The following is a 12,799-nucleotide window of genomic DNA, read 5'->3' as shown; positions in this document are numbered from 1 at the left end:
TTCGACCTTTAAAGTTTTAAAGGTATTTTTTTCCGTCGGCTATTGTCTTGTGTAGAAGTTGGTGCCGTCTGTCATCTCCGTGAAGCTGCCGTCTTCAACGTTCAACGCTGTGTATTCATTGCCGGAAGAAGATGCATCAATCTCAAGCTTATGCTTCTCATCTGTAGAATACAAATCATCGGCTTCGCAGACCCAGCTTGTAATGCCCTTTAATTTCAAGGTATCTCCATCACATTCAGCCGTACATTCCATGCAGGAGACGTCACCGCCATACCATGAAAGATCAGGATTTTTTTCGATTACGTTGCTTCCGTTCCTAAGAAGTACGGTACGTTCTCCGTCCTCATTGACCCATGTACCCATGAAGGCATCGATGTCGAGTGCTGTTTTTTTGCTACGGGTTCTTGCGGGTGTTTCAGCAGGATACGTGTCATCCGCTTCTTCTGCCTCTGTTGTCTCAGTCTTTTTCTTTTCCTCAGGTCCAGTGTACGAATCCATTGATTGACCGTCCAACATCCAGCTGCCGCCGGATTCCTTCGTGATTTCAGTGCCGTCATTGAGGGTTGCGCCCATGGAACCATCAGAGTATTCCGTGACTTTGATTTTCTCTCCGGCCGGAGTAACAATCTCTGTATCGCCGTTAGTAACGGTAATTTGGAAACCTCCACCTATTGGACCGCTTCCGCTGACTATCTCACCGTTTTTTTCTATGTAGCTTACGCCGATCGTTGGATTGTTGTATTCCACCCACTGATCATCTCCATCGGTCGTAACATGGATTGTCGTACCATCCGGATGGGTATAGTCCGAAGTTCCTGTTTCGTCATTGATGACAAATCGGCCCCCATCTTCGTATACGATTACAACGTTACCGTCATCATCATAAGTTGTTTTGATCAGAGTGTGTTCTCCGTCCTTGTCTTTGTAGGATGAATTTAATCCGTTTCCGTCCAGAGAAATACGATAGTTCTCTTTTCCATCGCCGCTTTCATAACTTTTCTTGAAGAAACCGTCACCCAGATATTGATTTGTGTAGACGTTGCCGTCCGAATCTTCAAAAATAACGGATGCCACGTCATCTTTCGTATTGTTAAAGGTGAACCTCCAGGCGTTTCCGTCCATACTGGAAACTTCAACTTTTGTGTCGCTGGTCATGACATGGTCTTTGTCTTCACCGTTTGTAGCAAACATTTTTTCCCTGGTTGCTTCCTTATCCATGCGATAGTCGTTGCTGGGATCATAAGATGCGTTTCCACCTCTGCCGTCTTCACCTATGACTTTGAAGTTGTAGCGATCATCACCAAGGTAAGTTGAACCGTTGTGCCAAGTAATCGATGCCCCATTTGGCCCCTTCAGTTCACCATCACCCTGAGGAAACATTCCGTCCTGCAGATTCATTTTATCACCATGTTCGAAACCAATGGCGATACGTTCACCGTCTTCATTGTAATCAATGACTATGCCGGACTGGTTCTTCCAGCTGACAGAACCGTCTTCATGGGGAGTTATTACGGATCCATCTTGACCATGCCATTCGTAAGAATCATTCCCTATACTTACCAGTGTGTTTCCGTCAGTAAGATTGATGGTTTCTTTGCCATCCTTATCGGTAGTATAATGATTGCCCCATGTATCAAAGGCCTCAAACGTTCCATCAGGGTGTTTTGTAGATACACTTCCGTTATCATACACTCGGGTTATAGATCCATCTTTTCCTTTATATTCTGCATACTTATCTTCGAAGCAATTTTCTGGAACTTTGACCTGATCTAAATCCAGATTATCAGAGAATACCATCTCCATCATCTTATCACGGCCAGGCTTTGCATCAAGATTACTTTCATGTGCAATCTCTTTCTGTTCGCGCATGAATTCTTCATTGGCCGCAATCTGTTCCTGCGTTGCTTCACCAGATTCAGGCGGTGGTGGCGCAGTTTCATTAGGATTGTATTCTTCTTCTGTCAATTCACGATCCGCACTGTTCAACCTGTCCCAATAAGCCGCATTCTTTTCTCCATCGAGCCAAAACCAGTCAACTAGTTTTGGTTTACCCTTATCCTCTGCAAGGGAGGTAAAGACCATGAGACTGGATATGAGAAGAACACAAAAGATATAGAAAAATCGTTTCATGATTTTGCTCCTCTTTTAAATGCAAATAAACTATATTACACTGTACTGAATTCTAAACGGAGGTAGTTTCCTTTTAATATTATTTTCCTGAAAGTATTCGGTGGAGATCTTCGCCTGAAAGAGCGTCAAGCATGAGACGCTCCGGATCGTCCCGGTGTTGATTGGACGCTTCTTTAAGATCCGCCTGTCCGCCCTCTTTTAGCATTTGATTTACTGCCTCAGCAGCTTCAGGGTTTCCGTTCTCCTTGAGCTGTTCGGCATACTTGAGCATAGCTTCAATGTTAGAAGAAGGTTGTTCCTCCGTATTCTTTTTCTTCCACTTGAAATCACATACATGTAACGTAATCAAGCTGCTTATGACGAGCACTAAAATCACTACACCTGCAATGATCATAGCTGTTAGTCCACGTTTACTCTTTTTTGACTGGTTTATATAGCTGTTTTGCATTGTAGGATTTGTCTGGAACTTAATCTTCTGGGGCTGCTGATAAGTCTGTTGTTGTAACATGGATGGACTTCCGCAGTTCTTACAGAACCGGGCATTATCAGACAAAACACCTCCACAATTTGGACATATCGATTGTTGTTTCTTCTGTACGGGCTTCCCGCAGCTTTCACAAAACGCTGCAGCTTCATTTAGTTTCGATCCGCAATATCTGCAATACTTTGCCATGTTGTTCTCCTCCTGCTATGAAGTCGTTTACACGGTGCCGGATTATTGTAATGACTACAATTACTAAAATTCCGGGGATGTAGATTAAATCATTCACAAGACAATTTCAATTAATTCTAGTATACAAGCTTTGCTTGTATTGAAAAAGAATAATTATTTTAAGGATGAATTTTTACTTTACCACAAAATACATAGGTTTGTTGAAAAACGTATCTAAAGAAATTATCTGATACTATTTTCTCTATCAAAAATCTATAGAAGCTGCAGAAAAGGTCCTGATAGATCAAATTAGAAATAATTTTCAAAAATTTTTTCAAATTATTTTCCAAAAAATACTAATACACAAAGAACACTCCCCATAATTGTCTTGTACCGAAGAAGAGGTATGAAAAATAAATAAAGGAGGGCGCTTGAAGCAGATTATCCGCTGTATGTGACAAGAAATCTTTGTACAAGTGAAAAGACACATGAAAGAAACATTGTCTGCTAAGAAACATACAAAGACACAGATTAAGATGACTCACCAGGAATATGATGAGCTCGTCAACAGTATTGTAGAGATGGGGTATATAGACCGAACATGGTATCCGGAGGAAAAAGATGTTTTGGAGCTGGCCGAAGACCCAGTTGGTCAGTTGGAATTCACATTATGGATACTATATTCCGACCCTGAAAGAAAACTCACAGAAGAACAAAAAACTGTTGAAAAATCTCTGAAAGATCTTGTTGAAAACACGATAATTTTTGTCTAGTCCAAAAAACCGGCTAGCATAATTATATCAAAACAATCATTTATTTTTTAAGGAGCACAGTATGAAAGCAAATATCAAAACATTAAGAAACAGGGCACTTACACTTGCAGAGGCTGCATATCTTATTATGACAGTAAACGTAATGCCGGCACTTGCTGTTGACCTTGGAAAGTCTTACAAGGTAACAGTAAACTCATCTACAGATCCTATGTCTCTTTTTCTTCAGGTAGCATTCTATATCTTAAGAGGTATGGGTATTGGTCTTGTAGTATACGGTATCGCGGGTATTGCTACTGCACGTTCAGACGGAGACAGTTCACAGATTATGAATCAGATTGGTAAGCTTATCGGTGGAGTTGTTCTTTTCGGTCTTCCTACGATTCTTCAGGCTGCAAATATCATCGCTTAATACGCATAACAATAACAACTGGGTCTGGGAACAACATCCCGGGCCCTGTTTTTTTAGGAATAAATAATGATAAAACTGAAAAATATTAAAAATATTCTCGCAAGAGTAGTGCTATGTACATTTATTCTATCAGCGACTGTTCCGGCGGTTTCCAGTTTTGCAGGTTCCCTCGACTCTTCTCTTAACGATGACACTGACAGAATACTTGATGATATCAAGAACGAAGACCAGTATAAGCAGATAGACCCTGAAGAAGGAGAAGGAGCATCCGAGGATACTTCCAGCGCTGAATTAAGAGATAAGCTTGTCGATGAATTGGAAGACGCATTATCTAAAGTATCGGCCTCAGACAACAATAAGGTTAGTATTATAACAGGTACGAATCTCATAAACGAAGTATGTTCAAAAGCAAAAGCACCACTTACATTTACAAGCCAATGGATAAACAACTTTGTCGAGACAGCCGGACAGCTTGGCATTCCTACAAGTGCAACTCTGGATGCTAAGTTTGGCACAGAAGCAGATGTAAAGGGTGCAGCCAAAAAAATAAAGCTTCTTCAATGGGAGGGCAGTGATTTTAATAATGGTGCCATGTCGACACTCCTTGAAGACCTTAATACCGGTACTTCAGCATTCACGGATCTTATGGTGGGATATGGCCTTACTATGTGTGTTGCATTCTCTTGTCTCGCTCTCTCAGAAATGGTTGCCGATAGAAAGTTCTCACAGGAAGCTTTCGGAACCACGATGTTCAAAATGTTTTTTGGACTCTGGATCATATACAACTTTAAGGCCATTATAGGCTTCGCTGTATACTGGGGCGGTTATATGGTCACTAAGTTCTCTAGTGCAATCACCGATGAAGCTATACAGTATGCACTCTATAAGAATGCTTTAGCCACATCACTCGGACAGACAATAATTGAAATGAACCCCATAGCGAATGCTACGGCAAACCTTATGACAAATGTTAAGACTTTGGGTTCATGGGCTGGAAAGTTATTGGTAGCAAGCCAGACACTTCCAGCTCATGCATTAGGTGCAATCGGAAACGAGATTTCTAATTTTTTAGGAAACAGTATTATCCAGCTTGTATCTTCGTTCACTGTATACTCTATCATCATAGAAATAATGGTGCGAGCAACATTCACACCCATCGCCATTGCTGATATGTACAATGACACACTAAGGTCATCTGCAGTCAGATATATCAAAAAGATTGTAGCCCTTGCTCTCACAGGTGTGGTCATGTACGTAATTCTTTACGCTACAAGCACGCTAAAACAACACATCCCTTCCTATGATCCTGTACCTCTGATGGCTATAAACCTCACAATGCTAGGACTTCTCGCAAGAGCAAGGTCCATTGCAGAAGATATTATAGGCGTGCACTGATGAAAGGAATATAAACATGGTTATAATGCCCATCCCAAAGGATGTACGAAAATTCAAAACGAAAATATTTATGAGTTTTACACTTCGTCAGATATCATTTCTCCTTATCGGTGGCGCACTTGGGTGTGCCGTAAAATTCGGACTTGGTAATGTATGGACTGATGAAGTAGGAAAGGAAGCCTGCAACTACTTAATGATGTTTGTCATGGCTCCGTTTGTTATGTGCGGATACGTAGACATACAGGATATGCCAATCTATGTATACGCAAAAGAAGTGCTGGTAAACAGATACTTCGGACATAAACGGAGACCCTACAGGACAGTAAATATTTATGAGAACCTGGCTGTGCAGAACAAGATCACCTACGAATATTTTGATGATGTAGATGACAGTTTTGACAAAAAGGGAAGAAAAAAATCTGAAAAAAAGATCAAGAAGGAACATGAAAAGAGACTTGAGAAGTTTCTTAAAGAGAATCCCGACTTGAAGCCTATTAGTTAATGTTTCGAACGTGAAGGAGGGTTTATGTTCGATTTGTTATTTGGTAAGAAAAAAACTGTTACCAACGTAGACAATGTCAAGGCATCGGAAGAAAAGGATAAGTCTCTGGATCTATCCGGTGACGTTGGGTCAATAAAGACTATCTTCGATGAAGAAGAAGAAAAACAAAAGAGACTTGCCGATAAAAGGAACGGCAAGGCACAGGATACAAACAAAAAGAAGATAAAGAAGACGAGAAAGGCACTTATCAAAATGATAACCGTGCCTAAGTACGTACAGGATTCGATCCCCTACGATAAAGTTTTCCTAAACGGTATCATAAAGACAAAGGATGACATCTATACAAAGTCCTATAAGATTACTGATACGAATTTCCGCACAGCCACACAGGAAGTCCAGAACGAGATATTCTTTGCATACGGGGAACTTTTAAACTACTTTCAGCCTGATGTACGCCCACAGTTCGTCATCTGGTCTCATAAGATTGACCAAGACGAGTTTAAGAGAGAAGTCCTTTATCAGAAGAAGAATGACAAGTTTGATGTGTATAGGGAGGACCTTAACAACATACTTAAAGAAAAGATTTCTGAAGGACAGAATTCAATCGTACAGGACAAGTATCTCATTATCTCTGTAAAGGCTGAAAACGTAGAGATAGCAAACGGTATCTTCTCACGTATCGATGCCGAAGTTTCAAGCAAGTTAAAGACCATCACTGATTATCAGACAGACCCTATGGAGCTTCAGGAAAGACTTGAGCTTCTTTACAACATCTATAATCAGGACACGGATATCAAGTTCTTTAAGAAGATGAATATTGATGGAAAGGAAGCAAGAAGCTTCTCCATCCCATGGCTCCTTGAACTTGGACTTACCACAAAGGATGTAATAGGCCCTAACGCTCTTACTTTTGAGAGAGATTACATGAGAATAGGTGATAAGTACGCTAGATCCCTTTATCTCAGAAATCTCCCCACAGAGCTTTCAGCAGAGATATTCACTTCTATTTCTGAGATAGGCTGTAACTGCCTTACATCAGTGCATTACGCCCCATACAGACAGGATGAAGCTATAAAGCTTGTCCGTAACCGTATGATCGATGTTTCGGCTAACGTTGCACAAAGCGCTCAGAGACTTGCAAAGCAGGGACTTACAACAGAGTTTATTTCACCGGACCTTCAGGAAGAAAAGGAAGGAGCAGACTCCGTATATAAGGATCTCACTGTAAGAGACCAGAAGGCATTCCTTATGGCAGTGACAGTAACTATCTTTGCTGATGACCTTGAGGAATTAAACAAATACACAGAGATCGCAATGAACAAGGCCGGTGACCAGCTCTGCACCCTTGCAAAACTTACCGAACAACAGGAGAAGGGTTTAAACACAACACTCCCTCTTGGAGTAAAGGAGATTTACGCTGACCGCTTCATGAATACAGTTAGCGCTGCCCTTTTCCTCCCTTTTTCAAGCCAGGAGCTCATCCAGAAAGGCGGTAATTACTATGGCATAAATGAAACAAGCCATAATATGATCATGTATAACCGCTTGCGAGGACAGAACTCCAACGGCCTCATCCTCGGAATGTCCGGTTCCGGTAAATCTTTCGCTGCCAAGGCAGAAATGACACAGGTTTTTTTGAAGGATCCAACCAATGAGATCTTCGTCATCGACCCGCAGGCAGAATACGCACCGCTCGCAAATGCCCTTGGAGGAGAAGTAATAAGAATAACACCCGGTTCCTCAAACCATATAAATCCTTTCGATCTAGACATTACTGCAGATGAAAAGGACGGGGATGATCCTATCACCGTGAAATCAAACTACATCTGTTCAATCTTTGAATCGGCTATCGGCGGAAGAAACGGCCTTAACACCATTCAGGTAACAATCATTGACCGTTGTGTACGTCTCATTTATGAGGACTACATTGCTGAAATGACAAGGAGAAATGTCGCAATAGACGAAAAGAATGAGGAGATAGAGCGCTACAACAGGCATAATCCGGATAATGAGAAGCCGTTAAAACCCCGTGAGACCATCGATACTACAATATGCCCTACCATGACAGAGTTCTATGAGCTTATCAAGCGTCAGCCGGAGCCTGAAGCTGAGTATATAGCACTGGCTATCGAGAAATACTGTATCGGTAACTTCAGAACCTTCAGCTATCAGACTAACGTAAATACAAATTCACGATTCACTGTTTATGATATTTCAGCCATAAAGGCCGGGTCCGGAATGGGTGAAATGGGAATGCAGGTGTGCCTTAACGATATCTGGAACAGAACCATCAGAAATAAAGGCAAGTGCCGTACATTCATCTACATAGATGAGCTTTACATGATTACACAGTCAGAATCTTGCGCTAGATTCTTAATGTATGTGTTTAAGCAGATAAGAAAGTACGGTGGTGTACCAACCGGTATGACACAGAACTGTGAGGACCTTCTCACAAACAGAGAGTCCCGTGGTATCTTCAATAACTGCTCATTCATTATGATGATGAACCAGTCACTTGAAGACCGTATGCAGATCGGTTCCCTCCTTCATCTTTCAGAGTCACAGCTTGGATTTATCAAAAATGCAGATTCCGGCCACGGACTACTTTATACCGGAAAGAGCATTGTGCCGTTTGCAAACATATATCCCCGGGATAATGAGCTATATACACTCCTTTCTACAAACCCTAACGATATAAAGAAGGTGCTTGCAAAGCAGGAACTTGAGAAAGAACAGACTATTGAAGAAAAGTCGGCATAATAGTTTGCATGTTTTATTAAGCACCTTCGGGTGCTTTTTTATTTCATAAATTATATTTATTTTCGTTTTAATCTTTTTAATAGCCAAAAATACTAATACAGAAATATTTCCTCCCATACTTATAAGGTAAAGCTAAAGCAAATCAGAATGATTCCATCAGCAACAAAAATAAAATAAAAAAATCAAGCATAATTGTATTAAAATAGCAAAGATAATACTGTTGGCTTGATAAGCCAGAAAGAGAGGACATCTATGTCAGAGCAATACGAAATTTTTGAAGAAGAACAGATTAACGAAAAGGATAATACTCCTTTCATTTTTTACAGAGTTAGAGGCATTGTAGACAAGCAGGAAAAACTCCCAAGAACAGAATCCGGATGGACCATTTATCCGGAGCTTAAGCTCTGCCCATTCTGTGGCGGAACCCCCAAGGTACAGACAAAATCAAAAACCATAATAAAGGGAGTTCCCAACCGGAATTATTATGTCCAGTGTACAAGATGCGGTGCCAGAGGATCCAGATTCATAGCTGAAGACTTTAACAATGACGGAAAGCAGACAAAGCTTGAAGCCATAAATGCCTGGAACAGAAGATTTACACCGATTTTTAACGAGTACGCTAACTAACATATGGCAAAAGAAGTAAAGGAATTTTTCAGGAGCATCATAATTGCTATCTTGGCAGCCGGAATAATATCAAATTTCGTATTGGCGGTTGCGTACATCCCTTCATCATCAATGGAAAACACCATGATGACAGGGGACAGAGTAGTAGGATCAAGGCTATTTTACAAGGGAGACTCCATCAAAAGAGGCGATGTAGTTATATTCCGATACGGATATACATGTAGTTCCTGTGGTGCTATGTATCAGGAAAATGATGAAGGTCATTGTCCGGAATGCGGAGAAATCGATGCACATAACAAAGTAGTACATTTCACAAAACGCATTATAGGAGTGCCGGGGGATGTTATAGACATCATGCCGACAAATATAAAGTCTTCGGATGCTCTAAACATGGGGACATTCTATAATGAAGCTACATTTAAAGAAGCTCTCGTCATGGTTAACGGAAAGGCGCTTGATGAAAAATACATTGCAGAACCAATGATATGCGATAAAACCCGCTACCCACTTGCTCATGTGAAGGTTCCTGAAGGGTGCTACTATATGCTTGGGGATAACAGGAACAATTCAGAAGATTCCAGATTCTGGGTGAATCCGTTTGTGGAAGAATCAGATATCATTGCAAAGGTGCTGTTCTGCTTTTATCCATTTAACGATGCGAAATTAATAAGATCCTACAGGTTTTGAACCTTGTATTTAGTGCAGACCATTTTGGCCTGCACTATTTTTTTCATAAATAACACTAATAAGAGAAGAACTCCGCTCATAATTAATTAGAACACATATAAAAAACCGAAAAACAAACCCAGAATAAAAAATCCGCTCTCATAATTTAGGTAACAGATTATTGATTCAATGCGGAGGTTTGAAATGTTTATCTTGAATTCGAGCGGTACTATAGCTCTTAACTATGATTACGTAATCTATGCAAAATGCGAAAACGATTCTGACAGACTAAGGGCAAATGAACTTCTTTACAGTGGAAGTCATTATGCACTGGCGCTTCATTTCGGAGATGAACATGACGGAAAGATATTACGGTTCTACGGAGACGAATCCCTGGATAATGTTGAAGAAAGAAACGCTTCAATACTTCTCTCATACAATAATGGGTTAAGGCTATACGACTTTTCAGAGTCACCTGACCAGTACAAAAAGTCCGAGCTCTGCGGGCCTGAGCCTGATGCCTACTGGATACTTAGTCAGAATCCTGTACAATCCGTGAATCTGAAGAAATGCTCACAGGTCCGTATTGTTGATGTCACTGACAAATACCGATTGGAACACCCTGTATCGAAGGAATGTTGTTACGCATTGGTAGCAACATACAATAAGCAGTGCGGTTACAAAAGGATAAACCTTTTTGCGGCAAAGAATCTCAATGAAGCAAAGGCAGCACTTAGGGTGCTTATGTATAGTTACGCTGAAGGAAGGAAGATGCTGGATTATAGTGGCTTTGCAACTACTGTTTTTGAGAGATACGAGGATTACAGGAGTGTCAAAGAGGAATTCGGAATAGCATAAGGAGAAAGAAATGTTTGAGATTCTAAAATCGGTCGAAAGGTCATATTCAATAGGGTCAACCCTGATACTTCTTGCAACTATTTGGGCAGGACTTGCAGTGTTGTCATATAAAAACAAACGGATATTGAATTTCTATATAGAATTAATTATCATGGGCATTTTATATCTGATATCGTTTGTACTTCTGATAAGCGCGATATTCTATGAACCATTTGGGGTTGTACTGAAGCTTGTAGGACATACGCTGCTTATAGCAATAGCTTTAATCGTCATAAGATATGCTCCATTACATCATAATAAGAATATATAACTTAAACGCATGATATAACAGGTATATCATGCGCTATTTTTATGTACTTTTTTTTCGCTGGGCTACATATTATTATGTTTCCATAAACACAGAAGGATTAGCATTTTCATAAAATATTGGAGGGAACCATGAAACATATCGTTGTTGATCTTGAGATGAATTATGTCGCAAAGAAATCAGATGCAAGAAGGATCTGCAGGATGGAAACTATAGAAATAGGAGCAGTCATGCTTGATGATAATCTTCAGGAGATATCAGCATTCAGGACCTATTTGAAGCCTGAATATAATGACTGCATTGAAAGAAAGATTAAGAGAATCACGGGTATCACAGAAGAGATGGTCCAGAATGCCCCCATTTTTAAAGAGGCACTCCGAATGTTTACGAACTGGTGTCTTGGAACCGGGGATGAAGTTACTATATATGCCTGGAGTGATTCGGACTATTGCCAGATAGCAAAGGAGATTACGCTTAAAAATTATGAAATGACACCAGAAGAAGAGATTATACTTACCACAAAATGGAGTGACTTCCAGAAAGAATTCGATACTCACCTAGGATTCAACAGGCAGGTTTCGCTCAGCATGGCCCTCGACATGGCAGGGATTGACTTCACGGGAAGAGAGCATGATGCTCTTGATGATGCGAGAAATACGGCAGAACTCCTTAATATCCTGAGAGATACAACATTGTTCAACCTTACACTCAGGAAGATAAAAGAAGCAATGGAGCCGAGCAAAATAAGCAATACAATGGGCGAGCTGTTTGATTTTTCAGCATTTGCCTGTGTGGGATAAGTGGATTTTAAAAGGTAAAATACGAGTTTACCATTTTTCAATCATATAAATGTATCATTATGACATCAATCAGGAAATGCCTCTCTGGAGAGCGGCAAATGGAAGGAGATTAATGATATGGCAGTTAAAGGCGCAATACTCGGAGATATACTGGGTTCTCCGTATGAGTTTAAAAGAATAAAAAATTATGACTGGAAGACCGTGCAACTTGCCGGAAATCCATCGGCAGGGTTTACCGATGATACCGTAATGACACTTGCAATAAAGAAAGCAATCATTGAGGGGCTTGATATTACTGAGACTATGGTAGAAGTTGGCAGGAGATATCCAAATTGCGGTTATGGTGGAAGTTTCTATAACTGGGTAAATGGGGCTGATCATACACCCTATGGAAGCTATGGCAATGGATCTGCCATGAGAGTTTCCTTTGTAGGAGAGTACTATGATGATTTTGATGAAATGCAGCTGGAGGCTAAGGCTACTGCGGCAGTGTCTCATAATCATCCGGAAGGAATTAAAGGAGCAGTAGTAACCGCTACATGTATATGGATGGCAAAGCATGGAAAGAGCAAGCAGGAAATATACGACTATGTATTAAGAGAATATCCGCCTGAGGACTATGAATACAGCATAGCTTATAGCCTCGAAGAGTTAAGGCCTCGATACAGATGGAATGAAACCTGCCAAGGGTCTGTTCCGGCGGCCATGAGATGCTTCTTTGAAAGCACAGATTATGAAAGCTTCATGAGAAATGTCATTAGCCTTAATTGTGATACAGATACCTTCGGAGCTATTGCCGGAGGCGTTGCTGAAGAGTTCTATCACGGGTTCGGAGATCTGGATGCAGAAAGGATACTGGAAGAGTGTTTGGATGATTATCTGAATATGATCTTAAACAAGTGATTTTGACAAAAAACTCA

Annotated in this window: 13 protein-coding genes; 11 read left to right on the top strand and 2 right to left on the bottom strand. The window is 40.6% G+C overall.

Annotation, left to right across the window (positions count from 1 at the left end; genetic code table 11):
• Positions 1–39 precede the first annotated feature (39 nt).
• A complete protein-coding gene (locus BLV86_RS12800; protein WP_090818108.1) occupies positions 40–2,130 on the bottom strand; it encodes a hypothetical protein in 2,091 nt (696 codons plus the stop codon).
• A gap of 79 nt (positions 2,131–2,209) precedes the next feature.
• Positions 2,210–2,803 carry a zinc ribbon domain-containing protein gene (locus tag BLV86_RS12795; protein WP_090818105.1) on the bottom strand — a complete coding sequence of 198 codons (594 nt, stop codon included), beginning with the start codon at positions 2,801–2,803 and terminating at the stop codon, positions 2,210–2,212.
• Positions 2,804–3,270: 467 nt separating this feature from the next.
• Here BLV86_RS12795 and BLV86_RS12790 point away from each other — a divergent pair, with 467 nt between their 5' ends.
• The 11 genes from BLV86_RS12790 to BLV86_RS12740 all read left to right on the top strand — a co-directional run bounded on the left by BLV86_RS12790 (position 3,271) and on the right by BLV86_RS12740 (position 12,782).
• Entirely contained in the window at positions 3,271–3,555 is a 285-nt protein-coding gene (locus BLV86_RS12790; RefSeq protein ID WP_090818101.1) for a hypothetical protein, read from the top strand.
• A gap of 61 nt (positions 3,556–3,616) precedes the next feature.
• Entirely contained in the window at positions 3,617–3,964 is a 348-nt protein-coding gene (locus tag BLV86_RS12785) for a hypothetical protein (protein ID WP_090818098.1), read from the top strand.
• Between the two features lie 66 nt (positions 3,965–4,030).
• Entirely contained in the window at positions 4,031–5,359 is a 1,329-nt protein-coding gene (locus BLV86_RS12780; RefSeq protein WP_090818096.1) for a hypothetical protein, read from the top strand.
• Positions 5,360–5,375: 16 nt separating this feature from the next.
• On the top strand, positions 5,376–5,861 hold the full coding sequence (locus BLV86_RS12775) for a PrgI family protein (RefSeq protein WP_090818093.1): 486 nt from the start codon (positions 5,376–5,378) through the stop codon (positions 5,859–5,861).
• Between the two features lie 24 nt (positions 5,862–5,885).
• On the top strand, positions 5,886–8,621 hold the full coding sequence (locus BLV86_RS12770) for a VirB4-like conjugal transfer ATPase, CD1110 family (RefSeq protein ID WP_090818090.1): 2,736 nt from the start codon (positions 5,886–5,888) through the stop codon (positions 8,619–8,621).
• 252 nt (positions 8,622–8,873) lie between these two features.
• On the top strand, positions 8,874–9,248 hold the full coding sequence (locus BLV86_RS12765) for a Lar family restriction alleviation protein (protein ID WP_090818087.1): 375 nt from the start codon (positions 8,874–8,876) through the stop codon (positions 9,246–9,248).
• Positions 9,249–9,251: 3 nt separating this feature from the next.
• Positions 9,252–9,935: a signal peptidase I gene (gene lepB, locus BLV86_RS12760; protein ID WP_090818084.1), complete on the top strand. Its 684-nt coding sequence runs from the start codon at positions 9,252–9,254 to the stop codon at positions 9,933–9,935.
• A gap of 183 nt (positions 9,936–10,118) precedes the next feature.
• Positions 10,119–10,772 (top strand): hypothetical protein, encoded by a 654-nt coding sequence (locus tag BLV86_RS12755; RefSeq protein WP_090818081.1) that lies wholly within the window; start codon positions 10,119–10,121, stop codon positions 10,770–10,772.
• 10 nt (positions 10,773–10,782) lie between these two features.
• Positions 10,783–11,082: a hypothetical protein gene (locus BLV86_RS12750; RefSeq protein WP_090818078.1), complete on the top strand. Its 300-nt coding sequence runs from the start codon at positions 10,783–10,785 to the stop codon at positions 11,080–11,082.
• 128 nt (positions 11,083–11,210) lie between these two features.
• Positions 11,211–11,879: a 3'-5' exonuclease gene (locus tag BLV86_RS12745; RefSeq protein WP_090818075.1), complete on the top strand. Its 669-nt coding sequence runs from the start codon at positions 11,211–11,213 to the stop codon at positions 11,877–11,879.
• A 117-nt stretch (positions 11,880–11,996) separates the two neighbouring features.
• A complete protein-coding gene (locus tag BLV86_RS12740; RefSeq protein WP_090818073.1) occupies positions 11,997–12,782 on the top strand; it encodes an ADP-ribosylglycohydrolase family protein in 786 nt (261 codons plus the stop codon).
• Positions 12,783–12,799: the final 17 nt, after the last annotated feature.

The organism is Oribacterium sp. KHPX15, from assembly GCF_900107835.1.
In the GTDB taxonomy this organism is placed as follows: domain Bacteria; phylum Bacillota; class Clostridia; order Lachnospirales; family Lachnospiraceae; genus Oribacterium.
Note: the sequence above shows the minus strand (reverse complement) of the source record. Positions and strands in the feature narration are given on the sequence as shown.

Excerpts from the sequence above, each read along its gene's own strand:
- BLV86_RS12800 (WP_090818108.1), bottom strand. The coding sequence starts at position 2,130 with ATGAAACGATTTTTCTATATCTTTTGTGTTCTTCTCATATCCAGTCTC.
- BLV86_RS12795 (WP_090818105.1), bottom strand. The coding sequence starts at position 2,803 with ATGGCAAAGTATTGCAGATATTGCGGATCGAAACTAAATGAAGCTGCA.
- BLV86_RS12790 (WP_090818101.1), top strand. The coding sequence starts at position 3,271 with ATGAAAGAAACATTGTCTGCTAAGAAACATACAAAGACACAGATTAAG.
- BLV86_RS12785 (WP_090818098.1), top strand. The coding sequence starts at position 3,617 with ATGAAAGCAAATATCAAAACATTAAGAAACAGGGCACTTACACTTGCA.
- BLV86_RS12780 (WP_090818096.1), top strand. The coding sequence starts at position 4,031 with ATGATAAAACTGAAAAATATTAAAAATATTCTCGCAAGAGTAGTGCTA.
- BLV86_RS12775 (WP_090818093.1), top strand. The coding sequence starts at position 5,376 with ATGGTTATAATGCCCATCCCAAAGGATGTACGAAAATTCAAAACGAAA.
- BLV86_RS12770 (WP_090818090.1), top strand. The coding sequence starts at position 5,886 with ATGTTCGATTTGTTATTTGGTAAGAAAAAAACTGTTACCAACGTAGAC.
- BLV86_RS12765 (WP_090818087.1), top strand. The coding sequence starts at position 8,874 with ATGTCAGAGCAATACGAAATTTTTGAAGAAGAACAGATTAACGAAAAG.
- lepB (WP_090818084.1), top strand. The coding sequence starts at position 9,252 with ATGGCAAAAGAAGTAAAGGAATTTTTCAGGAGCATCATAATTGCTATC.
- BLV86_RS12755 (WP_090818081.1), top strand. The coding sequence starts at position 10,119 with ATGTTTATCTTGAATTCGAGCGGTACTATAGCTCTTAACTATGATTAC.
- BLV86_RS12750 (WP_090818078.1), top strand. The coding sequence starts at position 10,783 with ATGTTTGAGATTCTAAAATCGGTCGAAAGGTCATATTCAATAGGGTCA.
- BLV86_RS12745 (WP_090818075.1), top strand. The coding sequence starts at position 11,211 with ATGAAACATATCGTTGTTGATCTTGAGATGAATTATGTCGCAAAGAAA.
- BLV86_RS12740 (WP_090818073.1), top strand. The coding sequence starts at position 11,997 with ATGGCAGTTAAAGGCGCAATACTCGGAGATATACTGGGTTCTCCGTAT.